We start from the raw sequence: 23892 nt of genomic DNA, 5'->3' as shown, positions 1-23892 counted from the left end.
CGCCTCGGAACGGATCAACGGCACCGCCTGACGCTGCATATTCGCACCCATCAAGGCACGGTTGGCGTCATCATGCTCGAGGAAGGGAATCATCGCCGTGGCGACCGACACCATCTGCCGCGGCGACACATCCATGTAGTCGACCTCGGTGGCGTCGACGAATTCCATTTCCTCATTACCGCGGCGGCACAGCACCCGGTCCTCGATGAAATTGCCGTCGGCGTCGACCGCGGAGTTGGCCTGGGCCCGGACGTGCCGGTCCTCTTCGTCGGCCGTCAGGTACTTGACCTCGTCGGTGACGCGGCCGTTCTCCACCTTGCGGTACGGCGTCTCGATGAAACCGAACGGATTGACCCGCGCGTACACCGACAGCGAACCGATCAGGCCGATGTTCGGGCCTTCCGGGGTCTCGATCGGACACATGCGGCCGTAGTGCGAGGGGTGCACGTCGCGGACCTCGAGGCCCGCGCGCTCACGGGACAGACCGCCGGGGCCCAGCGCCGAGAGGCGGCGCTTGTGGGTCAGACCCGAGAGCGGGTTGTTCTGGTCCATGAACTGCGAGAGCTGGGAGGTTCCGAAGAACTCCTTGATCGCGGCCACGACGGGGCGGATGTTGATCAGGGTCTGCGGCGTGATGGCCTCGACGTCCTGGGTGGTCATCCGCTCGCGGACCACGCGCTCCATCCGGGACAGGCCGACCCGGATCTGGTTCTGGATGAGTTCGCCCACGGTACGGAGACGCCGGTTGCCGAAGTGGTCGATATCGTCCACATCGACCGGGACCTCGACACCGCCGGGGGCGGTCATCGTCCGGTCGCCGGCGTGCAGGCGCACCAGGTACTCGATGGTCGAGACGATGTCCTCGCGGGTCAGCACGGACCCGTCGATGGCCTCACCCGGGTGCAGGCCGAGCTTCTTGTTGATCTTGTAGCGACCGACACGCGCGAGGTCGTAACGCTTCTCCTTGAAGAACAGGTTCTCCAGCAGGGTCTGCGCGGACTCCTTGGTGGGCGGTTCGCCCGGGCGTAGCTTGCGATAGATATCGAGCAGCGCCTCGTCCTGGCCGGCCGTATTGTCCTTCTCCAGGGTGGACATCATGATCTCGGAGAACCCGAAACGCTCGGTGATCTCCTCGGTGGTCCAGCCGAGGGCCTTGAGCAGCACGGTCACCGGCTGACGCCGCTTGCGGTCGATCCGCACCCCGACGGTGTCGCGCTTGTCGACATCGAATTCCAGCCACGCGCCACGGCTCGGGATGACCCGCACGCTGTGCAGGTCCTTCTCGGTGCTCTTGTCGACGGAATGATCGAAGTAGACACCCGGCGAACGCACCAGCTGGGAGACCACGACACGATCACCCATGAAAACCGTCTGGCTCTTGATCTCACCGGTGTTGTTGTTGATGAACTCCGCGGTGACGAACAGCGGCGCCGCGTAGGTCATGTCCTTGTCTTTGCACTCGTCGATCGAGGCCTTGACCTCTTCGAACCGAGGATCGGAGAAGGACAGGGACATGGAGCCGGAGAAGTCCTCGATCGGCGAGAGCTCCTCGAGCACCTCCTCCAGCCCGCCGACCAGCCCGCCGTCACCGCGAGCGGCAGCCCGCTCACGCCAATCCGGCGTGCCGACCAACCAGGCGAAAGATTCCGTTTGTAGATCGAGAAGTCCGGGCACCTCCAGCGGCTCCCGGATCTTCGCGAAAGACACCCGCAACGGAGCCCCGGGAATACCCCCGGAAACTCCCAGCTTCGTATTGGCGCTTGTCTGGGTGGAGACTGCCAAGATGCGTCCTTCCAGCACCTCACGCGCGTCGCGTGGTGGTCCGCGACCGTCGCTTGTCTGCTACATTTTGGGATTCTCGCTGGTCACAACCCGAACGAGACTCGAACAGCAAACAACGGAAGCAACACCGGAAGGGTGGGACTTTCGTAGTGCGATCAAGGAATGGACAGGAGGCAGCCAGCGCAACGTCCAAACCTACACCTACCTATACGGAGGTGTCAAAGTACCACCCCGGCGAAGCGTTGCGTGGCTGACGCGCCGGGCCGGTTCCGCTGGCTGCGTTCCGGTCCACGGGCGGAGCCTCCGACAACGAATTCGGCGCTGGCGGTCGTCCACTACCGACGGCGGCCGAAGCCGCCTCCAATAGCGTGACTGGTCCGGCGAAACTCGTCAAGTGCCCGTGCCGACCTGGCTTCCTGCGGATCGCCGACCGCACAACAAGATCAGTAACGCCCCGCCGCATCTGCCCTGTTCCGGCCGGATACGGCGGCCGGAAGGGCTCCGGAACCCGCACCCCGGACACGAAACAGCGCGCCGGGTACGAACCCGACGCGCTGCTTTCCGAAACAGGCTTTTTTACACCTTGGGGTACTGCGCGGTGTCGTAATCCGACCCGGGGAAATCGTTACCGCGGTCACCGGCGCGCTGTCCCGAGTTGTAGGACATGACCATCGTCTCGTCGTTCTGATCGAGCGACTCGCGGATGGCCACCTGCGCGGCGTGCGGCAGGGTGTGCATGATCTCACGTACCCGGTTCTTGCGGCGCTCCACCGCCTGACGCACCGGCATGCCCGGCTGGGCCTTCATCTGCGGGATGATGCCGTCGACCTCTTCGGCACCACCGTGGTGATGGCCGGCGTCCACCATCGCCTGCTCGCGCGCCATCTGGGCCTCGTCCTTTTCCTCGGACATACCGATGGGGCCGATCATGCGCCCGTTGAGGAACTGTTTGACCACCGGCTCCTCGCTGGTGAGCAGCACCTCGCGCGGGCCGAACATGACCAGCTGCCGGCGGAACAGCATGCCGATATTGTCCGGCACGGTACGGGCCAGGTTGATGTTGTGGGTCACGATGAGGATCGTGGCATCGATCTGGGCGTTGATATCGATGAGCAGCTGGCTCAGATACGAGGTGCGCACCGGGTCCAGACCGGAGTCGGGCTCGTCGACCAGGATGATCTGCGGGTCGAGCACCAGCGCCCGGGCCAGCCCGGCTCGTTTGCGCATACCGCCGGAGATCTCGCCGGGCAGCTTGCCCTCGGCGCCGAGCAGACCGGTGAGCTCGAGCTTCTCCATGACGATCTTACGGATCTCGGACTCGGATTTCTTCGTGTGCTCGCGCAGCGGGAACGCGACATTGTCGAAGAGGTTCATCGAGCCGAACAGTGCGCCGTCCTGGAACAGCACGCCGAAGAGCTTCCGGATCTCGTAGAGCTCCTTGTTGGAACAGGTGGTGATATCGGTACCACCGATGAAGATGGAGCCGCGCTCGGGCCGGAGCAGGCCGATCAGCGACTTCAAGAATACGGACTTACCGGTACCCGACGGGCCCAGCAGCGCGCTGACCTCACCGGCAGGCAGGGTAATAGAAACGTCCTGCCAAATCCGCTGTGAACCGAACGACTTGGTTACACTCTCGGTCCTGACCTCGACGCCCACGCCAACCTCCACATTTCTCAGCGAGCTACCCGCTTTGCACCACAGACCCGGAAGCGGTGCGTCACGTCACAGCGAGTCCGGTCACTGTAACCCATGGCACGCCCATAGCACACCCGACCTGACCGAAGAGTAACCACGGTTGCCGAGTTCGATACCGCAGAACCGCCGTTAACCAGCGCACGAGAAAATCGGTCGTCATATGAAGAAAACGGGCGGTCCCCCGTGGGGAACCGCCCGTTTCCGGCAGTGCCGGTCGGTATTACTTGACCGAAACCTTGGCGCCGGCGCCTTCCAGCTTCTCCTTGGCGGCCTCGGCGGCTTCCTTGGCGACCTTCTCCAGGATCGGCTTCGGCGCGCCCTCGACGAGGTCCTTGGCCTCCTTCAGGCCCAGGCCGGAGACGATCTCGCGGACCACCTTGATGACCTGGATCTTCTTGTCGCCGGCACCCTCGAGGATGACGTCGAACTCGTCCTGCTCCTCGGCGGCCTCGGCGGCGGCCGGGGCGGCACCGGCGGCGGCGACGGCGACCGGAGCAGCAGCGGTGACCTCGAACTTCTCTTCGAACTTCTTCACGAAGTCGGAGAGCTCCAGCAGGGTCATGTTGCCGAAGGTTTCGAGCAGCTCATCAACGTTGGCCATTGATATTTCCTTTCGATAGTGAATGTCTGCGCGGGCGAGCCGGAGTCGACCGTTCCGCGAATGGGGACGCGAGCGTCAGCGGAGTCTCCGGCTGTTACTCTGCGGCGGCTTCGCCGCCGTCGGCCTGCTTCTTCTCCTGCAGCGCGGCGGCCAGGCGGGCCACCTGCGAGGCGGGAGCGTTGAACAGACCGGCGGCCTTGGCCAGGTTGCCCTTCATGGCACCGGCCAGCTTGGCCAGCAGGACCTCGCGGGACTCCAGATCGGCGATCCGCTCGACCTCGGACACGGACAGCGGAGCGCCGTCCATGTAGCCGCCCTTGATGACGAGCGCCTTGTGATCCTTCGCGAAGGTCTTCAGCGCCTTGGCGGCGTCGACCGGCTCACCGGAGATGAACGCGATCGCGGTGGGTCCGACGAACAGATCGTCCAGACCCTCCACGCCGGCCTCGGCCGCAGCGCGCTTCACCAGGGTGTTCTTGGCGACGGAGTACGTGGCGTCGGCACCGAGCGCACGACGCAGTTCGGTGAGCGCACCGACGGACAGGCCACGGTATTCCGTGACAACTGCGGCCGTCGAGCCCTTGAACTGCTCGGCGATCTCCGCGACCGCGGCAACCTTTTCGGGTTTCGCCATACTTCGCCTCCTCTCTGATGTCGGTATGGATATGCCCTACCGAATCAGGGGCCGGCAAAAGAACAAGCGCCCCGAACGCAGAGCGTCCCGGGGCGCGAAAGAAAATATCGGCACGGCTGTGCGTGCGCATTCTCCAGCCTCGGCTCTCCCTGCGTGGGCCGCCGGCACTCTCGCCGGACCTTCGACCGATTCCATACGAAATCGGCGACCTACGGTCTTCGGTAGAACGGATTGGTGGTGCCGAACTGGTCGACAACCTGATCGAGCATAGCCGGACACTGCCTCATCTGGCAAAACGGTCGCGATAGGCGGCTTGACCGGCCGGCGCCGGGTCCCGCCCCTAGCGGATATCGCCGCCGAGCCGATCGGTATCGGAGCGGCGCCGGCGCGTGCCGAGCCGGCGCAGGACCTCGGCTGCACCGGCCCGGAATTCCGGCGAGACGACCAGCCCGTCGCCCCCGATATCCGTGCGCGACAGGGGCAGGCGAGCGCAGCTGCCTTCGTCCACATCGGCACCGACGTAGCCGAGCACACTCGCCAGCGTCGCCGTGGCTCCGTCACCACGTCCGGGCGCCGCGACGGTGAGCCAGGCGGCCGGCTTCCCGTAGAGATCGCCCGTACCCACGGTCCAGTCCAGCAGGTTCTTCAAGCTGCCCGGCAGTGTGCCCGCGTACTCCGGGGTGCAGAACAGCACCGCGTCCGCGGCCGCCAATTGCTGTCGTAACCGCAGCACCGCGGGAGGGGCGGGTTCGGGGGCCTCGGGGACGAAGGCGGGCAATTCGGCCGGTCCGCCGTACCAGCGCGCCTCGATCCCGTCCGGGGCCACCGCCTGCACTGTGCGCAGCGCGGCCGTATTGGTCGACCCGGCGCGTGTGCTCCCGGAAATCAGCAAAACCACCGTCACGCAATGCGGCAACCACCGGCCGCACGAAAATAGTCCTCCGGCGCCACGTGCCGTATCCGGAAGCATTCCGATACGCGAAACGGCGGGAGCGTCGGATGACGCTCCCGCCGTTTCGCGGTTCGTGTTCGGAACAGCGCTTACGCGTCCTCTTCCAAGAGGTTACGGGTGCGGTTCGGGTCCACCGGGATGCCCGGTCCGGTGTTCGTCGAGACCGTCACCTTCTTGACGTAGCGCCCCTTGGCGGTCGACGGTTTGGCCCGCAGGATCTCGTCCAGCGCGGCGCCGTAGTTCTCCACCAGCTTGCTGTCGTCGAACGACGCCTTACCGATGACGATGTGCAGGTTGGCCTGCTTGTCGACCCGGAAGTTGATCTTGCCGCCCTTGATGTCGTTGACCGCTTTGGTCACATCGGTGGTGACCGTGCCGGTCTTCGGGTTCGGCATCAGACCGCGCGGGCCCAGGACACGCGCGATACGGCCGACCTTGGCCATCTGGTCAGGGGTGGCGATCGCGGCGTCGAAATCCAGCCAGCCGCCCTGGATCCGCTCGATCAGATCCTCGGCGCCCACGGCGTCGGCACCCGCGGCTTCCGCCTCGGCGGCCTTCTCACCGGCCGCGAACACGATGACGCGGGCGGTCTTACCGGTGCCGTGCGGCAGGTTCACGGTGCCGCGAACCATCTGGTCGGCCTTACGGGGATCGACGCCGAGCCGGATGGCGACCTCGACGGTCGCGTCCGTCTTGGTGGTGGAGGTCTCCTTGGCCAGCCGCGTCGCCGCCAGCGGCGAGTAGAGCTTGCTGCGGTCGACCTTCTCGGCGGCGGCGAGGTACGCCTTGCTTCGTTTTGCCATGTTTCTCTGTCCTTGTCGTAGTTCAGCTGTGGTTATCGGGCCTGGCCGGCCCTCCCACCGAATGCGGGATCGCGCTGGAGAAGCTGCACTGCGCCTTGTGCGGCCGGATCACATATGACCGCGGAGGCCGCAGCGAAGGCGGAGGTATCGCAGTATCGCCTCAGCCTTCGACGGTGATACCCATCGAGCGCGCGGTACCCGCGATGATCTTGGCCGCCTGATCGATATCGTTGGCGTTCAGATCTTCCTGCTTGGTCTTCGCGATCTCGCGCACCTGGTCCATGGTCACCGTGGCGACCTTGTTGCGATGCGGCTCGGGCGAACCCTTCTGCACACCGGCGGCCTTCAGCAGCAGCTTCGCGGCCGGCGGGGTCTTCAGCTTGAAGTCGAAGGACCGGTCCTCGTACACCGAGATCTCGACCGGGATGACGTTGCCACGCTGCGACTCGGTCGCGGCGTTGTACGCCTTGCAGAACTCCATGATGTTGACGCCGTGCTGACCGAGCGCCGGACCCACCGGCGGAGCCGGGTTCGCGGCGCCGGCCTGGATCTGAAGCTTGATGATCCCGGCGAGCTTCTTCTTCTTGGGGGGCATCTTTCTTTCCTAGGGTGTGGTGTTCCTTGCTCTCTGCAAGCTCCGACCCGGGGCCACGGCCCCGGGAAAACACAGGCGCCGCCTAGATCTTGGCGACCTTGGTGAATTCCAGCTCGACCGGGGTCTCGCGTCCGAAGATGGAGACGAGCACCTTGAGCTTCTGCTGTTCGGCGTTGACCTCGGAGATGGTGGCGGGCAGGGTCGCGAACGGACCGTCCATCACCGTCACCGATTCGCCGACCTCGAAATCGACCTCGATGGTGGGCTTGGCCTTGGTCTCACCGACGGTCTCGGCACCGCCCCCGGCGGCAGCCGGCGCGGGCGCCTTCTTCTGCTGCGAGGCCGGAACCAGGAATTTCACCACTTCGTTGATGGTCAGCGGCGAGGGGCGCGAGGTCGCGCCCACGAACCCGGTGACGCCCGGTGTATTGCGGACCGCACCCCAGGACTCGTCGTTCAGATCCATGCGGACCAGGATGTAGCCCGGCAGCACCTTGCGGTTGACGCTCTTGCGCTGGCCGTTCTTGATCTCGGTGACCTCTTCGGTGGGCACCTCCACCTGGAAGATGTAATCCTCCAGGTCCAGGTTCTGCACACGGGTCTCGAGATTGGTCTTCACCTTGTTCTCGTAACCGGCGTAGGAGTGGATGACGTACCAGTCACCGGGAGCGCGCCGCAGAACGGCCTTCATCTGCTCGACCGGGTCCGGCTCCTCCGCGTCGGCGGTTGCGGGTGCGGCCTCGTCGGCAGCCTCGGGCTCGGCGTCGGACGCCGGCTCCTCGACGGATACGGCGGCCTCCTCGGCCGTCTGATCGTCGACCGGGAACTCGTCGGTGGTGTCGTTCTCCGGGGTGCTCACTGGGCACTCGCTTCCTGTGTCGTCACGTGCATCCTCTGCGTGCCGGGTTCGGGCGCGGCGGGGACTTGCGTCCGGCCCGCGGCGCGGATCGGTTCACGGCGCCGGTGTCACCTGGCTAACCGAACAACCAGTCGACACCCTTGATGAACGCCAGATCCAACCCGCTGATGAACGCGACCATGAAGATCACGAACACCAGAACAACGGTCGTATAGGTGACCATCTGCTTCCGGTTGGGCCAGATAACCTTCCGCAGTTCCGCGATCACCTCACGCAGGAACTTGAACAAACGCACGAACGGATTGCGTGACCGTTCGCGTTCACCGCGGCCGGGTTTCGACTCGCCCTTGCGGGCGGGCCGGTCCAAGGTCGCGAGCGAACCGGTATCGGATGCGGAGGACGAGACGGATCGGCTACGGCGAGCGGAACGCTTTCCGCTCGGCCGCTGCACGGCGGCGGTGTCATCGCCGTCGTCGGCGCCATATCCGCCGCGGCGAGTGTCCCGCTCGTCGGTCACGTCGATCCTCTCTTCGTCGCCGTTATCCAGGGCAGGGGCGACAGGACTTGAACCTGCAACCTGCGGTTTTGGAGACCGCTGCTCTGCCATTTGAGCTACGCCCCTTCGGCTGAACCGGACTGTCGTGGTCCAGCCACATGCGATATTCAGTTGTCGGCGCTGGTGTCACACAACACGCGCGCCGCCCCGGCAGGTGCCGGCCCCGTCGGCGAGGCCGGTACAACCGGTCGGTCCGAGCCTACTCAGCCGGTACGGCCACTGGTCGGAAACCCCGCCTGGAACCAGCCTTGCAGAGCAGCGCGCATCGGCTGGTGACCCCAGAAACCCGAGTGTACGGCACGGTCGGCGGCAGAAGCCAATCAGGGTCGCTCGACCAGGTCAGGACAACCGGACCGTTGCGGTGGCCCGGCCGAAAATCTTGCGGCCTCCGGATTTCGCCACGATGGCGATCACGGCGGTCCTCGTTTCCGGGTCCATGGACTTGACCTTGCCGGTGAACTCGACCTCGGCCGGTTCGGTGGCGCTCACGAACACCGGGCTGGTGAACCGGACGTTGTACTCCGCGACCGCACCGGGATCACCCAGCCAGGACGTGACGAAACCGCCACCCAGACCCATGGAGAGCATGCCGTGTGCGACGCAGGTGTCGAGATCCACCAGTTTGACGACCTCGTCGCTCCAGTGGATGGGGTTCGCGTCGCCGGAGACGCCGGCGTAGTTCACCAGGTCACCGCGGGTCAGCTGGACGGTCCGGGCAGGCAGTTCGTCACCGACGGACACGTCGTCGAACGGGCGGGCGAACCGGGTCGGCACCACCTCGCCGACGGCCGGCGCCGGAACGACGTGCCGGGTGCGCGGGGTGTGATCGGGGACCGCGGCGTCCATCCCGTGCATGAGCACCTTGCGGACGGCCTCGTTGAGGTTCGGATCGATATCGCCGCCGCTGCGGCCGACCAGCGTCGTGTAGGTGGTGAGCACGAGCTCGTTGTGCTGGTCGGTGACGATGTTCTTGGTGACGATGATGTCGCCGCCGAACGCCTGCCGGAAGGAGTGCAGGTGCACATCGCAGATCAACTGGTCGCCGACCACGATCGGGCGGTGGAATTCCAGGATCTGGTCGGTCTGCATGATCTGGCTCAGGTCGTAACCGGTGACGACCGTCTCGAACAGCTTGCGCTGTGCCAGGATCCCGACGAGGGAGATGAAGGTGAGCGGGGCGACCAGGCCGTCGTAGCCGAATTCCAGGGCGACATCTTCGTCCCAGTGCGCGGGGTGGCCGTCCTGTACGGCGCGCGCGTATTCGCGCACCTTCTCGCGGCCGACCTCGTAATAGTCGTCGACACGATAGTGGTGACCGACCATGGCGGCCGCATGGGCGGCAGGATCGAGATCCGTATCCGTCGCGACCGCTTCGTCTGTACCGGTGTTGATTGTCACGGGAGGACTGTACCTATCTGACCCCGCAGCACGGAGTCTGCACGGCGGCTGGGCGTCGGGCCCGTAGATAGAAGTCGGCGTGACCGAAAGGGCCGAGCAGCCGCCTGATCATCACCACGGCCGGCGATCGGCCGCGATGTCGGTGGTTCGAGGACCAGGACCCCGCCGGCGAGTAGGTACGAACCCCGCAGCACCCCGGTCGCCGGACCGGGATCCGGCGAGAACCTACCACCGTGGTGCCTTGAACATCCGACACGCCGAAACGGCGCGCGGAGCTCGGGACCCGCTGCTACCGCAGCGGCGTCAGGCGAGGATCAGCGAGATTCGCGATGCGCCCGGTGCGTGCCGCAGTTCGGGCAGAACTTCTTCAGCTCCAGCCGGTCCGGGTCGTTGCGCCGGTTCTTCTTGGTGATGTAGTTGCGATGCTTGCACTGCTCGCAGGCCAAGGTGATCTTTGGCCGGACATCGGTGGACTTCGCGGCCACGATATGCCTTCTTTCCGGTCAACCAGAGGGTCAATCAGTATGGGTAGCGATGGCCGGACTCGAACCGGCGACACAACGATTATGAGTCGTTTGCTCTACCGCCTGAGCTACACCGCCTTATACGCCATCTGCGACGGCGACGCCGCGGCTTGGAGTGCCGAGTCGGGACACCACCGGCAATCCGGCGAGCCCCCTAACGGAATCGAACCGTTGACCTTTTCCTTACCATGGAAACGCTCTGCCGACTGAGCTAAGGGGGCACGACCTCTCGGCAGCGGGAACCGACGAAGTCCTACCCGTTGCCTCGAAGACTTGAACGAGAGTACACACTGACCACCGAGAGCACCAAACCGGGTGGTCAGAGCCTATTTTCTGGCGAACGGTCCGGCTTTCGCCGGGGCCCGGACGACCTCGGACGAAGAAAACCCCCACCGGTGTTCACCGGCGGGGGTTTCCTGGTGGCAGGTGTAGGATTCGAACCTACGTAGGCTTTCACCGACAGATTTACAGTCTGCTCCCATTGGCCGCTCGGGCAACCTGCCTCGTACCGCACTCTCGATCTCGACGATCACTTTCCCAGTGCGCTGAGCAGGATACAACGAACCCGCACCCCGAATGCAAACCGGCTGGCCAGATGCCCGGAACTGCCCACGATCGCCATGGCCGCACAGCGTCGCCGCAGCGACCAGGTAGCTTGCGTAAGCACCCAGGGTGATCCAACAGTGAACAGGAGCGCAGTGTGGCCGATTCATCATTCGACATCGTCAGCAAGGTCGAGCGGCAGGAGGTCGACAACGCCCTGCACCAGGCGGAGAAGGAAATGAACACCCGCTACGACTTCCGGGGCACCGGCGCGGGAATCGAATGGTCCGGCGAGGACAAAGTGGTACTCACCGCGGATTCGGAGGAGCGGGTGAAGGCCGCGCTCGAGGTGTTCAAGGAAAAGCTCATCCGCCGCGATATCTCGCTCAAGGCCTTCGATGCCGGCGAACCGGTCGCATCCGGCAAGACCTACAAGATCACCGGGACCCTGGTCCAGGGCATCGACTCCGAACACGCCAAGAAGATCTCCAAGAAAATTCGCGACGAAGGCCCCAAGGGCGTCAAAGCGCAGATTCAGGGCGAAGAATTACGCGTCACCAGCAAGAAACGCGACGACCTGCAAGCCGTTATCGCGCTGCTCAAAGGCGACGATTTCGGGATTGCCCTGCAGTTCGTGAACTACCGGTAGCCGGCGGCGAATCGCCGACCCGAACCCTCAGCGTCCGGCCATCTGTTCCAGTCGCGCGATCCGCTCCGCCATCGGCGGATGTGTCGAGAACAACCGGGCCATCCGATCGCCGGCGCGGAACGGATTGGCGATCATCAGATGCGACTGCGCGGTCAGCCGGGGTTCGGGCGGCAACGGCGCCGCCTGCACCCCGAGCTCCAATTTGCGCAACGCCGACGCCAGCGCCAGCGGATCACCGGTCAGCTCGGCACCCGACTCGTCGGCCTGGTACTCCCGCGACCGCGACACCGCCAGTTTGATCAATCCCGCGGCGATCGGGCCCAGCAGGGAAACCAGCAGTACACCGAAAATATTCGGCCCGGAACCACCCCGATTCCCGCCGAACGCCGCCGCGAAATACGCGAAATTCGCCAGCCCGGAAATCACCGCGGCCATGGCCCCCGCAACCGAAGAGATCAAGATATCCCGGTTGTAGACATGGGAAAGTTCGTGACCCAGCACGGCCCGTAATTCGCGCTCGTCCAGAATTTGCAGAATACCGCTGGTGCAGCAGACCGCCGCATGCCGCGGATTACGTCCGGTGGCGAACGCGTTCGGGGCATTCGTGGGACTTATGTACAGCCGGGGCATGGGTTGCCGGGCGGTGGTCGCCAGCTCACGGACGATCCCGTAGATGGCCGGCGCCTCGATCTCACTCACCGGCTGCGCCCGCATGGCCTTCAGCGCGAGCTTATCGCTGTTGAAATACGCGTAACCGTTCATCGCCACGGCGAGAAGAACCGCGACGACCAGAATGGTCGTGTTCCGGAACGCTGCCCCCGCCAGGACTATCAGCGCGGAGAGCCCGACCATGAGCCCGAACGTTTTCATCCCATTCGCAAACCCGTGCCCGTGCATAGCACTCCTGTATACGTGGCGCGCGACCGGACGCGCGAATTTCGGCCAGAACCGCTACAGGAGGACAACGAGCTCAGGCACCCCGAAGTTCCTGTGCTGGGTTTATTGGCGGCGCCTTCGGCGCCGCGAGGTCGAGCCCCCGAAGGTCCCGCCGTTCAGGCCTCGGGACTCGAGCCTTCGGCTCATGCGCTTTCGAGGCCTGAACGGCGGGACGGGCCTCGACCCTTTCAGGGCCTCGTAAGACTCGGCACCGAGCGGGTGCTCCTGTTCGGGAAAGCGATCAGACGCGAGGCCGGCGGGTGGTCGAGTCGGCATCCGGCCCGGACCGCCCCATTCCCGCGCCAGGCGCCGAATACTCAGCCGACCCGTTCGATGGTGTACTGGACCAACTGCACCAGGGCGTCGTTGGCGGGGCCCGCCGGGAGGGCCTTCAGCTCCGCGTGGGCGATATCGGCGTATTCGCGCAGCTTCTCCTTCGCCCGGGTCATACCCGGCGAACGGCCGAGCAGGTCCAGTGCCTCGGCCACCTCGGCATCCGATTCCAAGGGTTTTGCCAACAGGGTCCGGAGGCGGTCGCCGTCGGGGCCTTCGTCGCGCAGCGCGTAGAGGACGGGGAGGGTGTGGACACCCTCGCGCAGGTCGGTGCCCGGGGTTTTGCCGGACTGAGCCGACTCCGAGGAGATATCGATGATGTCGTCGGAGATCTGGAAGGCGGTGCCGACGGCGTCGCCGAGGCGGGCGAGGCGTTCCACATGGTCGCTGTCCGCGCCGGAGAAGGTCCCGCCGAAACGGCCGGAGGCCGCGATCAGCGAACCGGTTTTCTCCCAGACCACGCGCAGATAGTGGGCCACGGGGTCGCTCTCTTCGCGGGCGCCCATGGTTTCGCGCATCTGGCCGGTGACCAGTTCGGCGAAGGTTTCCGCGATGATGCGGACGGCATCGGGGCCCAGGGTGGAGGTCAGCCGTGAGGCGTGCGCGAACAGATAGTCCCCGGCGAGGATGGCCACACTGTTGCCCCAGCGGGAGTTCACGCTCGTCGCGCCGCGGCGCATGGTGGCCTCGTCCATGACGTCGTCGTGGTAGAGCGTGGCCAGATGGACGAGTTCGACCACGGTGCCCGCGGTGACCAGGTCCGGATCACCGGGGCGGGGGCCCAACTGGCCGGTGAGAATGGTGAACAGCGGCCGGAATCGTTTTCCGCCGGCCTTGGCGAGGTGCAGCGCGGCCTCCTGGAGGAAGGCCGCTCCGGAGGACAGCTCCTCGACCAGCAGTTTCTCGACTTCCTCGAGGCCGTTGCGTACGGTCTCGGCGAGCGCGGGGTCCCCGAGGTCCACCCCCGCCACCACCGTGCCGGCTTCGCTCACAGCAGATGTGCTCATACCTTCTCCCAAGGACGCGTCCGACCCCACGGTGATGAACCTAGCGTGTTCACGTCGGAACGCCCATGAACACCGTCACCCTGCACCGTACCGCCATCGACATCACTACCGACGGCCTGTAACTATTGACCGCATGGGTGCACCCGAAGCCACACCTTCCGAAGCCGACCGGGACGCGCTGCCCGCACACGTCGAGGTGCTGGTGGTGGGCGCGGGTCCCGCGGGTTCGGCGGCCGCGGCGTGGGCCGCGCGCGCGGGTCGCGATGTGCTGCTGGTGGATTCCGCGACCTTCCCCCGGGACAAGACCTGCGGTGACGGCCTGACCCCGCGTGCCACCGCGGAACTCGAGCATCTCGGGCTGGGCGAATGGGTGCGGGCGCACACCGTCAACCACGGTCTGCGGATGACCGGTTTCGGCGCCGAGGCGCTGCTGCCGTGGCCGGGTGGTTCGTTCCCCACCTACGGCAGTGCGATCCCGCGCACCGAACTGGACGACAAACTGCGCGATACCGCGGTGAAATCCGGGGCGCGGATGCGCGACGGCGCGAAGGTCGTGGCGGTGGCGCGCGACGGCGACCGGGTGACCGGGGTGACCGTGCGGGTGGGGACGGCTTCGCACGAGATCGGCTGCCGCACCCTGATCGTCGCCGACGGGGTGCGGTCCCCGGTCGGCAAACTGCTCGGCCGCACCTGGCATCGCCGCTACGCCTACGGGGTGGCGGCGCGCGCCTATATCTCCTCCGGCCGCAGCGACGATCAGTGGATCACCTCGCATCTGGAGTTGCGCAATGCGGAAAACGAGCTGGTACCCGGCTACGGCTGGGTCTTCCCGCTGGCCAACGGCGAGGTGAATATCGGTGTCGGCTCGCTGGCCACCGAACGCAGGCCCTCACATATCGCGTTGAAACCACTGCTCGAGCACTACACGAAGCTGCGACGCGACGAATGGGAACTGAGCGGTTCGGTGCGCGCGGTCTCCTCGGCGCTGCTGCCGATGGGTGGCGCGGTCTCCGGTATCGCGGGCCGCAACTGGGCGCTGCTCGGCGATGCCGCCGGCTGTGTGAACCCGCTGAACGGTGAAGGAATCGACTACGGCCTGGAGGGCGGGCATATGCTCGCCGACCTGCTCGACGAGCCCGACCTCACCCGGGTGTGGCCGGAACTGCTGCGCGCGAAATACGGCCGCACCTATTCGGTGGCGCGGCGGATCGCCGGGCTGGCCACCCACCCGCGGATGGTCCCGATCGGCGGCCCACCGGTGATGCGTTCGAAATTCCTGCAGCGCACCGCGGTCCGGGTGATGGGCAATCTGGTCACCGACGAGGACGTGGACCTCACCGCCCGCGCATGGCGCACGGCGGGCCGGGCGTCGATGCGGTTCGACGACCTCGCGCCCTTCTGTTAGGACGCCGTGGTGGTGCGGCCGGTACCGCGGGATCTGCTCCCGCATCTGCGGCGGGCCCGTGATCTCGTCGACCGCGAGTACGCCCGGCCGCTGGACCTCGACGGTATGGCCGCGGCCGCCGGCGTATCGAAATACCATTTCCTGCGCTGTTTCGCGGCCACCTACGGCAGGACACCCGCGGTGTACCTGGCCGAGCGCCGGATCGAGCGGGCGCAGGATCTGCTGCGTGCCACCAACACCACGGTGACCGAGGTCTGCCTGCTCGTCGGATACAGCAGTCTGGGTTCGTTCTCCCGGAAATTCACCGAACTGGTGGGTGTTTCACCTTCGGCATACCAGGCGAAATTCGCCGACGGCGCGCCCCGGATCCCGGGCTGCTACATCTTCATGCACGGGTTGTCCGATCGCCGCCGCGATACCGCAATTTCGGAGAAGCCCGGCGGCCCGGTCCGCCCATAGTCTCGGACCATGCCTCCGATCATTTCGAATATCTCCCTGGTCACCGTGTACGTGACCGATCAGACAGCGGCCAAGAACTGGTACATCGAAACCCTCGGCTTCGTGGAGACCGCCGATATCCAGATGGGAGACAACGGTTTCCGCTGGGTGACCGTCGCCCACCCCGACCACCGGGAACTCGAGGTCACCCTGATGCTGCCCGGACCGCCCCTGGACGAGAATCTCGCCGACGCGATCAGCAGGTCGCTGGCCGGCGGCAGCCACGGCTCGCTGGGACTGAGCACTCAGGACTGTCGTAGGGCCTATGCGGAACTCACCGCGAAGGGTGTCGATTTCGTCCAGCCCCCGTCGGAGCGGCCCTACGGTGTGGAAGCGGTTTTCCGCGACAATTCGGGGAACTGGCTGGTGCTGGTCGAGTCGAAGGAGTTCGATCCCACGGCCGCCGCCGCGGCGGCGGCGGACCCTACCGGCGCCGAACTCTGAAACCGGCGGCCCGGCCCGCCGAGCCGGAACTGCGATGTAGGTCCGGGGCCGCGCGTACCGCGCGGCCCCGGAGGACTGTCAGGCCTCGGCGCGATCTTCGAACCATTTGACGATGTACTTGCGTTCACTCTCGGCGACCCCGCGCTGCAACTGCTCGGCGAGCGGTTCGATGGCCCCGCCGACCAGCGGAACCTTGACCTTCACCGAACCGGAGATCACCACCTCCGAGCCCTCTGCGGTGGGGCGCAGTTCGTAGGTGCCCTTCATCTCCGAGGGAATGGCCGAGGAGGTGCCTTCGAAGGTCCCCGCCGCGGTGGACCCGTCGAGGGCCTGCCAATTGTCGATACGGGTGACGACCAGTTCGCTCTTGAGCACCTTGCGCACGATGCCGGGGATCTTGTCCTGCCGGACCGTTTCGCTCATCTGGATACGGGCGGTGCCCGGGCCACCGGGGTGGGACAGGTCGAGGGTGGCCGTCGGGGCGCCGGTGAACCGGTCTCGCCACATTTCTTCTCCGGTGAGCGCGGCGTGCAGTTCGGACACCGGGATCGGATAGGACAGCGTGAAGCCGAATTTTCGGGCCATGAGCGCTCACCCTAGCCGACCCCGCTAGCCTGTTGCGGTGCCGGAAACCAGCCGCCGCGGACCGCGCGACCCCGGTTACCCGGGCGACGGTGTGCGCGACGGCACAGCCGCCCCGGCCACCAACGATTCCGGAGGAGGCAGCGTGCCCGAGCAGGCAGAGATGGTCGCGCCGCCGGTCGCGGACCCGGAGCCCGTTGTCGAACCGGTGCGCGCGCCGGACCCGGCCGTCCGATCCGCCCGGGCCGAACGGCTGCGCAAGGTGTGCGTCGGCGTGGTGATCACCGCGTTATCGGTGAGTGTGCTGGTGGTGCTGCTGTTTCTGGCCGCCTGGCGCAACGACTATCTGATCGAATCCGACAAGGGCGAAACCACCGGCGAGGTGCTGTCCGCCGGCCGGCTGCGCTCGGCGGTGATGTACGTGACCCCCGACGGCGTCACCCACAATCCGAAGGTCGGCGTGCTCTATCCGACCAACCTGACCGCGGGCGAGCGGATCAATGTCGAATACAGCCGCGCCGATCCCGACCTGGTCCGGGTCGCGGGCCGCGATGTGCGGGTCGCGGTGCTGCCGGCGCTGTCGGTACTGGCCGTGACCTGGGCTCTCACCCTGCCGACACTGTGGCTGCTGATGCGGGCGGCGACCGGTTCGATGAGTGTTCGCCCGATCTTCGATCCGGCGTCATATCGGCGACGCGTCCCGGGGGACCGCGACCGCGCAGACTGAGCGAGTGCGCGTAGCCATCGTTGCGGAGTCGTTTCTCCCGAATATGAACGGCGTCGTGAACTCGGTACTGCGAGTGCTGGATCATCTGCATCAGCACGGGCACGACGCTCTCGTCATCGCGCCCGATACGTTGCGCGGGCAGCCGCCCGCTCCCCGGCACCACGGGCGGTTCCCGGTCCACCGGGTCCCGGCGGTGATGGTGCCGAAGATCAGTTCGCTGCCGGTGGGCCTGCCGCAGCCGGGCATGGTCGGCGTACTGGACGATTTCGATCCCGATGTGGTGCATCTGGCCTCACCGTTCCTACTCGGCGCGGGCGGGATGGCGGCGGCGTTGCGGCTGGACCTGCCCGCGGTGGCGGTGTACCAGACCGATGTGGCGGGTTTCGCGAAGAGTTATGGGCTGGGTCTGGCGGCCCGCGCCGCCTGGGGCTGGACCCGGCGCATCCACGAGGGCGCGGTCCGGACGCTGGCGCCGTCGAGTGCGGCGGTCGAGGACCTGGCCCGGCACGGGATCCCCCGGGTGCACACCTGGGGTCGCGGAGTCGATACGGTGCGGTTCACCCCGGCCGCGCGTAGCGAAGAGCTGCGCGGGCGGTGGCTCGGCGGTACCGGGAAACTGCTGGTCGGTTTTGTCGGCCGGCTGGCCCCGGAAAAGCATGTGGACCGGCTCTCGGTACTGGCCCACGACCCCTCGGTACAGCTGGTGATCGTGGGCGACGGTCCGGAGCGGCAGAAACTCGCCGGTCTGCTGCCGGGCGCCATCTTCACCGGCGAACTCGGCGGCCACGAGCTCGCCCGGGCCTACGCGAGCCTGGACGTGATGGTGCATCCGGGTGAGCACGAGACGTTCTGTCAGGGCGTGCAGGAAGCGCTGGCGTCCGGTGTCCCGGTCGTCGGTCCCGACGCCGGCGGGCCGCGTGACCTGATCGCGCCCTGCCGCAACGGCTATCTGCTCCCGGTGCGGGATTTCACCGAACTGCTGCCCGGCACCGTCGCGGCGCTCCAGGATGCGCAGGTGCGCGAACGGTTCGCCGGGGCGGCCCGCAAATCGGTGCTGCACCGCACGTGGCCCGCCATCTGCACCGAACTCATGAACCACTACGCCGAGGTGATCGGCACCGGATACCGGTTGTCACGCTCGGCATGACCGGACGCGGCAGACCACCCCGTGCCCATCAGGCGTACCTCCGCCTCGCTGCGGCCATGCGCGGACTGGGGATGGGCCTTGCCCGGCTGCGCCCATTAGGGTCGGGATGTGGTGAAAACACAATCGGTCCGGGCCTCGCTGGACAAACAACCGCACGAGGTCGCGTCGATGTTCGACGGGGTGGCGCGACGATACGACCTGACCAACACCGTGATCTCGGCCGGCCAGGACCGCTACTGGCGCTGGATGACTCGCAAGGCCATCGGCCCGCGCCCGGGTGAACGGGTGCTCGACCTGGCCGCCGGCACCGGGGTCTCCACTGTGGAACTGGGCCGCTCCGGCGCGTGGTGCGTGGCCGCCGATTTCTCGCAGGGCATGCTGGCCGCCGGCCGGTTCCGGAAGGTGCCGATGGTCGCCGGAGACGCCATGGCGCTGCCCTTCGCCGACAATTCCTTCGACGCGGTGACCATCTCGTTCGGGCTGCGCAATGTGGCCGATACCGATCTCGCGCTGCGGGAAATGCTGCGGGTGACCAAACCCGGCGGCCGGTTGGTCATCTGTGAGTTCTCCACCCCGATCATTCCGGGGTTCAAGACCCTGTACATGGAATACCTGATGAAGGCGTTGCCGAAGGTGGCCCGGTCGGTGAGCAGTAATCCGGACGCCTACGTCTACCTGGCCGAATCCATCCGGGCCTGGCCGAACCAGCGGCAGTTGGGCCGCCGGGTCGCCGATGCCGGGTGGTCCGGGGTGAAATGGCGCAATCTGACCGGCGGCGTGGTCGCACTGCACCGGGGATACAAGCTCGGCGGCTGAAACGCTCGGTATCGGCCGGGTTCATCTACCTCACAGCTGTGATTTTCGCCGGTGAAGTGGAATGTCATCCGGCGATAACATCGGGCAAACCCGAGGAAATCGGCCGCGGGGACGATCGGACTCATGTCCGAGGTGAGCGGCAGGAGCGAGTCAGGCCCGGAGGCGGCAGCGCAGCGTGACCACGCAGGGCCCTCGCTCCTGCCCGATCGACACAGCAACCGGCGGCCGGGCACGACCAGGACGGCGTGCTCCTATTGCGGGGTCGGCTGCGGTATCGAGATCACCACCGCGGCCGACGACACCGGCGCGCCGGTGATCGCCAAGGTCAGCGGGGACACACTGCATCCGTCGAATGGCGGGCGGTTGTGTACCAAGGGCGCCACCCACGTGGAGTTGATGCGGGCACCGGGCCGGATGTCGACCGCCTATCTGCGGCCCGAACGCGGTGTACAGCCGCAGCCGGCCGGCGTGGACGAGGCCGTACGCGAGGCCGCTACGCGGTTGCGCCGGATCCTGGCGGAGCACGGCCCCGACGCCATCGCACTCTACGTCTCCGGGCAGATGTCGCTGGAGGCCCAGTACCTGGCCACGAAACTCGCCAAAGGCCATCTGCGCACCATCCATATGGAGGCGAACTCCCGGCTGTGCATGGCCAGTGCGGGCACCGGCTACAAACAGTCGATGGGCGCCGACGGCCCGCCGGGCTCCTATGACGATTTCGAGCACGCCGACCTGTTCTTCGTGATCGGCGCGAATATGGCCGACTGCCACCCCATCCTGTTCCTGCGCATGGCGGACCGGCTCAAAGCGGGCGCGAAACTGATCGTGGTGGACCCGCGGCGCACCGATACCGCCGCACGCGCCGACCTGTTCCTGCAGATCGCCCCCGGCACGGATCTGGCCCTGCTCAACGGTCTGTTGTATCTGCTGGTGGAAGCCGGTGATATCGACACCGAATTCATCGCCGAGCACACCGAGGGCTGGGATGCCATGCCGGAATTCCTGGCGGGGTATCCCCCGGAGAAGGTGGCGGAGCTGACCGGTCTGGCCGAGGCGGATATCCGTACCGCCGCGCGCTGGATCGGGGAAGCCGGGGAATGGATGAGCCTGTGGACCATGGGGCTCAACCAGTCGACCCACGGGACCTGGAACACCAACGCGCTGTGCAACCTGCACCTGGCCACAGGCGCCATCTGCCGTCCGGGCAGTGGACCGTTCTCGCTCACCGGGCAGCCGAACGCCATGGGCGGACGCGAGATGGGCTATATGGGTCCCGGCCTGCCCGGCCAGCGGAGTCTGCTGAATCCCGCCGACCGAGCCTTCGTCGAGACCGCCTGGGAGCTTCCGCCGGGAACACTGCGCACCGAGGCGGGGCCCGGCACCATCGAAATGTTCCGCGAACTCGCCGCGGGCACCATCAAGGCGGCCTGGATCATCTGCACCAATCCGGTGGCGACCGTCGCGAATCGGAAGACGGTGATCGCCGGCCTGGAAGCGGCGGAACTGGTGATCGCGCAGGACGCCTACACCGAGACCGCCACCAACACCTACGCCGATATTCTGCTGCCGGCCACCCTGTGGGCCGAATCGGACGCGGTGATGGTGAACTCCGAACGCAATGTCACCCTGCTGCGGAGCGCGGTCGAGCCGGCCGGCGCCGCCCGGCCGGACTGGCAGTTGATCGCCCAGGTGGCCACCGCCATGGGATTCCCCGGCTTCGAGTACGCCTCGAGTGCCGAGGTGTTCGACGAACTACGCCGCTTCGCCAACCCGGCCACCGGCTACGACCTGAGCGGAATGAGCTATGACACACTGCGCGAGGGCCCGATGCAGTGGCCGTGCCCCGATCCCGCACAACGCCGCAACCCGATTCGCTATCTGAACGACGGCGTGAGCGGGCCGCGCTACACCGATCCCGAAGGTCACAAACCCCGGCTGGCGTTCGCCACCCCGAGCCGGCGCGCCGTCTTCTGGCCGCGGCCGCATATGCTGCCCGCCGAAATGCCCGACGACGATTACCCGTTCCTGCTCAATACGGGCCGGCTGCAGCATCAGTGGCATTCGATGACCAAGACCGGTCGCGTCGGCAAACTGAACAAGCTGAACGGCGAACCGTTCGTGGAAGTCCATCCCGACGACGCCCGTACCCTCGAGCTGGAGCCGGGGGATGAACTGGAGATCACCTCGCGGCGCGGGCGCGCGGTGCTGCCCGCCCGGGTCAGCGACCGGGTGCGGCCGGGCGGCTGTTTCGCGCCTTTCCACTGGAACGACGAACAGGGCGAATACCTGACCGTCAACGCGGTCACCAATGACGCGGTCGATTCCGATTCGCTGCAGCCGGAATTCAAGGCATGCGCGGTCGCCTTGCGCCGGGTCGCGCCGATGCGGCGGGCGCAGAGGCCGGAAACAGTGGTCAGCGCACCGGAATCCACCGCGTCCGACCCCCATCCCCTGGCCACGATGCTCGGCCTGGATACCGCGGCCACCCCGACACTGACCGAAACCGAACGGATCTATCTGGGGGGTTATCTCGCCGCGCTGCAGTCGCTGCCGGTCTCCGGGCAGCCGGTCCTGCCCGCGTCGGCGCCGCTGTCGGATCGGAGCCGGCTGTGGGTGGACGGGCTGCTGGCCGGCATGTATTCGCGTGAAATGCCCGCGGACCCGGCAGCCGGCGATCCGGCCGCGGCGCCACCCCGGACCGTAACGGTGCTGTGGGCCTCGCAGACCGGCAATGCCGAAGATTTCGCCGCGACCGCCGCCGCGCGGCTCACCGAATCCGGGCTCCGGCCACGGCTGCTCGATATGGACTCCTGCGAACTCGACGTACTGACCGGTGATGTGCTGGTCGTCACCAGCACCTTCGGTGACGGCGGCCCACCGGACAACGGAGCCGGCTTCTGGACCCGGCTCGCGGAGAGCGCGGTCCGGCTCACCGGTATGCGGTACGCGGTGTTCGCGCTCGGCGACTCCTCCTACGACGATTTCTGTGGCCACGGTCGCAAACTCGACACCCTGTTCGCCGACCGCGGCGCGACCCGGCTGTTACCGCGCCAGGACTGTGAACCCGATTTCGACGAGCCGGGCGCGCAGTGGCTGGACGCGGTGATCACCGCACTGTCCGAACCGAGCGGGTCCGATCCGGCCGCCGGCCCCAGCGGTGGCACTCCGCGCCGAACCGTCGGCGCGGCCTCCGGCGGTGCCGCCGCGGTCGCTGTCCTGGAACGGACCGCTCCCGCCCCGCTGCCGGTGCGGCGGGCGGCGCCCACCACGTTCACCCGCACCGCACCGGTCTCCGCGCCCCTGCTGGGCAATGAGGTGCTGACCGCCCCGGACGCCGCGAAGGAGGTCCGGCGGATCAGTTTCGACCTGACCGGGCTCGACGCCCGGTACGAGGTGGGCGATTCGCTCGGCGTCCGGCCGACCAACTGTCCGTCGCTGGTCGGGGAATGGCTGGCGGCGACCGGTCTGGACGGCCATCGCACCGTAGCGGCCGGCACCGGCGAGATATCGTTGGAGCAGGCCCTGCGCACCCACTACGACATCACCCGGGTGTCGCGCGATCTGCTGGAATTCGTCGCCGGGCACAATCCGAGCAACCGGCTCGCCAAACTGCTGCGCCGCGACAACCGCAACGAACTCGCCTCCTATCTGTGGGACCGCCAATTGGTGGATGTGCTGCGGGACTTCCCGGTCCGTGCCGACCTGGTGGAATGGCTCGACGTGCTGAAAAAACTGCAGCCGCGCCAGTATTCGATCTCGTCCAGTCCGCTGACGAGCCCCGACCGGGTGGAGCTGACCGTGGGCATCGTGCGCTACGGCGACCCGGCGGCCACGGGCTCGGCGGCCCGGCGCGGCGGCGTCTGCTCCACCTTCCTGGCCGACCGGGCCGCGGACACCGCGGTACCGATATTTCTGCAGCGCGCACCACATTTCCGGCCGCCGCTGGACCCCACGGTGCCGATGATCATGGTCGGCCCGGGCACCGGTATCGCTCCGTTCCGCGGTTTCCTGCACGAACGGCGGGCGCTGGGGGCGACGGGACGCAATTGGTTGTTCTTCGGCGATCAGCACGCCGCGCAGAACTTCTACTACCGGGCCGAATTGGAGGACATGTTCCGCACCGGCCACCTGTCGCGGCTGGATCTGGCCTTCTCCCGGGATCAGCGGGAGCGGATCTACGTGCAGCACCGCATGATCGAACACGGCGCCGAGCTGTGGTCGTGGTTGCGCGACGGCGCCCATTTCTATGTCTGCGGTGATGCCGCGCGGATGGCCGCCGATGTGGACGACGCGCTGCTACGGATCGCCCGCATCCACGGCAAACTCGACGAGGAGGGCGCTGTGGCCTTCAAGAAGCAGCTCACCGCCGAGAAACGTTATGTCCGGGACGTGTACTGACATCC

21 protein-coding genes, 4 tRNA genes and 1 pseudogene are annotated in these 23892 nt (G+C 66.7%); 8 read left to right on the top strand and 18 right to left on the bottom strand.

What is annotated here, in order from left to right; all coding sequences use genetic code 11:
- The 15 genes and pseudogenes from IG75_RS0135005 to IG75_RS0134935 form a co-directional block, all read right to left on the bottom strand.
- Positions 1-1800: pseudogene (locus IG75_RS0135005) on the bottom strand (DNA-directed RNA polymerase subunit beta); the annotation flags it as partial.
- Between the two features lie 558 nt (positions 1801-2358).
- Positions 2359-3441, bottom strand: coding sequence for an ABC transporter ATP-binding protein (locus IG75_RS0135000; RefSeq protein WP_245713460.1), 1083 nt, complete (start codon positions 3439-3441; stop codon positions 2359-2361).
- Between the two features lie 259 nt (positions 3442-3700).
- Positions 3701-4081 carry a 50S ribosomal protein L7/L12 gene (rplL, locus tag IG75_RS0134995; RefSeq protein ID WP_030525645.1) on the bottom strand — a complete coding sequence of 127 codons (381 nt, stop codon included), beginning with the start codon at positions 4079-4081 and terminating at the stop codon, positions 3701-3703.
- A gap of 94 nt (positions 4082-4175) precedes the next feature.
- Positions 4176-4715, bottom strand: a complete 540-nt coding sequence (rplJ, locus tag IG75_RS0134990; RefSeq protein ID WP_030525644.1) for a 50S ribosomal protein L10 — start codon at positions 4713-4715, stop codon at positions 4176-4178.
- Positions 4716-5055: 340 nt separating this feature from the next.
- Entirely contained in the window at positions 5056-5619 is a 564-nt protein-coding gene (locus IG75_RS36855) for an NADPH-dependent FMN reductase (RefSeq protein WP_051715555.1), read from the bottom strand.
- A gap of 137 nt (positions 5620-5756) precedes the next feature.
- On the bottom strand, positions 5757-6470 hold the full coding sequence (rplA, locus tag IG75_RS0134980; RefSeq protein ID WP_030525642.1) for a 50S ribosomal protein L1: 714 nt from the start codon (positions 6468-6470) through the stop codon (positions 5757-5759).
- Between the two features lie 160 nt (positions 6471-6630).
- Positions 6631-7065, bottom strand: coding sequence for a 50S ribosomal protein L11 (gene rplK / locus IG75_RS0134975; RefSeq protein ID WP_030525641.1), 435 nt, complete (start codon positions 7063-7065; stop codon positions 6631-6633).
- A gap of 82 nt (positions 7066-7147) precedes the next feature.
- Complete coding sequence (gene nusG, locus IG75_RS0134970; protein WP_030525640.1) at positions 7148-7924, bottom strand: transcription termination/antitermination protein NusG; 777 nt, start codon at positions 7922-7924, stop codon at positions 7148-7150.
- Positions 7925-8039: 115 nt separating this feature from the next.
- Positions 8040-8441: a preprotein translocase subunit SecE gene (gene secE, locus IG75_RS0134965; protein ID WP_030525639.1), complete on the bottom strand. Its 402-nt coding sequence runs from the start codon at positions 8439-8441 to the stop codon at positions 8040-8042.
- Positions 8442-8473: 32 nt separating this feature from the next.
- Positions 8474-8546 (bottom strand) — tRNA-Trp (locus tag IG75_RS0134960).
- A 273-nt stretch (positions 8547-8819) separates the two neighbouring features.
- Positions 8820-9872 (bottom strand): fused (3R)-hydroxyacyl-ACP dehydratase subunits HadA/HadB, encoded by a 1053-nt coding sequence (locus tag IG75_RS0134955; RefSeq protein WP_030525638.1) that lies wholly within the window; start codon positions 9870-9872, stop codon positions 8820-8822.
- A 320-nt stretch (positions 9873-10192) separates the two neighbouring features.
- Positions 10193-10363: a 50S ribosomal protein L33 gene (gene rpmG, locus IG75_RS0134950; RefSeq protein ID WP_011211653.1), complete on the bottom strand. Its 171-nt coding sequence runs from the start codon at positions 10361-10363 to the stop codon at positions 10193-10195.
- A gap of 44 nt (positions 10364-10407) precedes the next feature.
- A tRNA-Met gene (locus IG75_RS0134945) sits at positions 10408-10480 on the bottom strand.
- Between the two features lie 70 nt (positions 10481-10550).
- Positions 10551-10623, bottom strand: a tRNA-Thr gene (locus tag IG75_RS0134940).
- Between the two features lie 196 nt (positions 10624-10819).
- Positions 10820-10905 (bottom strand) — tRNA-Tyr (locus tag IG75_RS0134935).
- 197 nt (positions 10906-11102) lie between these two features.
- Here IG75_RS0134935 and IG75_RS0134930 point away from each other — a divergent pair.
- Complete coding sequence (locus IG75_RS0134930) at positions 11103-11594, top strand: YajQ family cyclic di-GMP-binding protein (protein WP_030525637.1); 492 nt, start codon at positions 11103-11105, stop codon at positions 11592-11594.
- A gap of 27 nt (positions 11595-11621) precedes the next feature.
- On the opposite strand, the gene htpX is transcribed toward IG75_RS0134930, so the two are convergent.
- Together htpX and IG75_RS0134920 are read right to left on the bottom strand one after the other, a co-directional pair.
- Positions 11622-12491, bottom strand: coding sequence for a zinc metalloprotease HtpX (gene htpX, locus IG75_RS0134925; protein ID WP_030525636.1), 870 nt, complete (start codon positions 12489-12491; stop codon positions 11622-11624).
- 356 nt (positions 12492-12847) lie between these two features.
- Complete coding sequence (locus tag IG75_RS0134920; RefSeq protein WP_030525635.1) at positions 12848-13870, bottom strand: polyprenyl synthetase family protein; 1023 nt, start codon at positions 13868-13870, stop codon at positions 12848-12850.
- A 133-nt stretch (positions 13871-14003) separates the two neighbouring features.
- On the opposite strand from IG75_RS0134920, the gene IG75_RS0134915 reads away from it, so the two are divergent.
- Genes IG75_RS0134915 through IG75_RS0134905 form a run of 3 tightly spaced genes read left to right on the top strand, consistent with a single transcriptional unit; the run spans position 14004 to position 16217 of the window.
- Positions 14004-15275 carry a geranylgeranyl reductase family protein gene (locus IG75_RS0134915; RefSeq protein WP_030525634.1) on the top strand — a complete coding sequence of 424 codons (1272 nt, stop codon included), beginning with the start codon at positions 14004-14006 and terminating at the stop codon, positions 15273-15275.
- 9 nt (positions 15276-15284) lie between these two features.
- Positions 15285-15734 (top strand): helix-turn-helix transcriptional regulator, encoded by a 450-nt coding sequence (locus IG75_RS0134910; protein WP_030525633.1) that lies wholly within the window; start codon positions 15285-15287, stop codon positions 15732-15734.
- Between the two features lie 18 nt (positions 15735-15752).
- On the top strand, positions 15753-16217 hold the full coding sequence (locus IG75_RS0134905) for a VOC family protein (protein WP_051715588.1): 465 nt from the start codon (positions 15753-15755) through the stop codon (positions 16215-16217).
- A 78-nt stretch (positions 16218-16295) separates the two neighbouring features.
- Here the strand turns inward: IG75_RS0134905 and IG75_RS0134900 are convergent, their stop codons facing one another.
- Positions 16296-16802, bottom strand: coding sequence for a DUF2505 domain-containing protein (locus IG75_RS0134900; protein ID WP_030525631.1), 507 nt, complete (start codon positions 16800-16802; stop codon positions 16296-16298).
- A gap of 160 nt (positions 16803-16962) precedes the next feature.
- On the opposite strand from IG75_RS0134900, the gene IG75_RS36850 reads away from it, so the two are divergent.
- The 4 genes from IG75_RS36850 (at position 16963) to IG75_RS0134880 (ending at position 23887) form a co-directional block, all read left to right on the top strand.
- The gene (locus IG75_RS36850) at positions 16963-17526 is read left to right on the top strand and encodes a DUF3592 domain-containing protein (RefSeq protein ID WP_373863793.1); all 564 of its coding nucleotides are present in this window, start codon (positions 16963-16965) and stop codon (positions 17524-17526) included.
- A gap of 4 nt (positions 17527-17530) precedes the next feature.
- Positions 17531-18673 carry a glycosyltransferase family 4 protein gene (locus IG75_RS0134890; protein ID WP_030525629.1) on the top strand — a complete coding sequence of 381 codons (1143 nt, stop codon included), beginning with the start codon at positions 17531-17533 and terminating at the stop codon, positions 18671-18673.
- Positions 18674-18781: 108 nt separating this feature from the next.
- The gene (locus IG75_RS0134885) at positions 18782-19489 is read left to right on the top strand and encodes a demethylmenaquinone methyltransferase (protein WP_030525628.1); all 708 of its coding nucleotides are present in this window, start codon (positions 18782-18784) and stop codon (positions 19487-19489) included.
- A gap of 123 nt (positions 19490-19612) precedes the next feature.
- On the top strand, positions 19613-23887 hold the full coding sequence (locus IG75_RS0134880; protein ID WP_081877350.1) for a bifunctional nitrate reductase/sulfite reductase flavoprotein subunit alpha: 4275 nt from the start codon (positions 19613-19615) through the stop codon (positions 23885-23887).
- The last annotated feature ends 5 nt before the right edge of the window (positions 23888-23892 follow it).

Source organism: Nocardia rhamnosiphila NBRC 108938 (assembly GCF_000720425.1).
GTDB classification, from domain to species: Bacteria; Actinomycetota; Actinomycetes; order Mycobacteriales; family Mycobacteriaceae; genus Nocardia; species Nocardia rhamnosiphila.
The sequence above is the reverse complement of the archived record's forward strand: the minus strand, read 5'-3'. Positions and strand labels throughout refer to the sequence as shown.

Coding starts and splice junctions, on each gene's coding strand:
- rplK (WP_030525641.1), bottom strand. CDS start 7,065: ATGCCCCCCAAGAAGAAGAAGCTCGCCGGGATCATCAAGCTTCAGATC.
- rplL (WP_030525645.1), bottom strand. CDS start 4,081: ATGGCCAACGTTGATGAGCTGCTCGAAACCTTCGGCAACATGACCCTG.
- IG75_RS0134880 (WP_081877350.1), top strand. CDS start 19,613: ATGTCCGAGGTGAGCGGCAGGAGCGAGTCAGGCCCGGAGGCGGCAGCG.
- IG75_RS36850 (WP_373863793.1), top strand. CDS start 16,963: ATGGTCGCGCCGCCGGTCGCGGACCCGGAGCCCGTTGTCGAACCGGTG.
- rplA (WP_030525642.1), bottom strand. CDS start 6,470: ATGGCAAAACGAAGCAAGGCGTACCTCGCCGCCGCCGAGAAGGTCGAC.
- IG75_RS0134920 (WP_030525635.1), bottom strand. CDS start 13,870: ATGAGCACATCTGCTGTGAGCGAAGCCGGCACGGTGGTGGCGGGGGTG.
- htpX (WP_030525636.1), bottom strand. CDS start 12,491: ATGCACGGGCACGGGTTTGCGAATGGGATGAAAACGTTCGGGCTCATG.
- rplJ (WP_030525644.1), bottom strand. CDS start 4,715: ATGGCGAAACCCGAAAAGGTTGCCGCGGTCGCGGAGATCGCCGAGCAG.
- IG75_RS0134900 (WP_030525631.1), bottom strand. CDS start 16,802: ATGGCCCGAAAATTCGGCTTCACGCTGTCCTATCCGATCCCGGTGTCC.
- IG75_RS0134915 (WP_030525634.1), top strand. CDS start 14,004: ATGGGTGCACCCGAAGCCACACCTTCCGAAGCCGACCGGGACGCGCTG.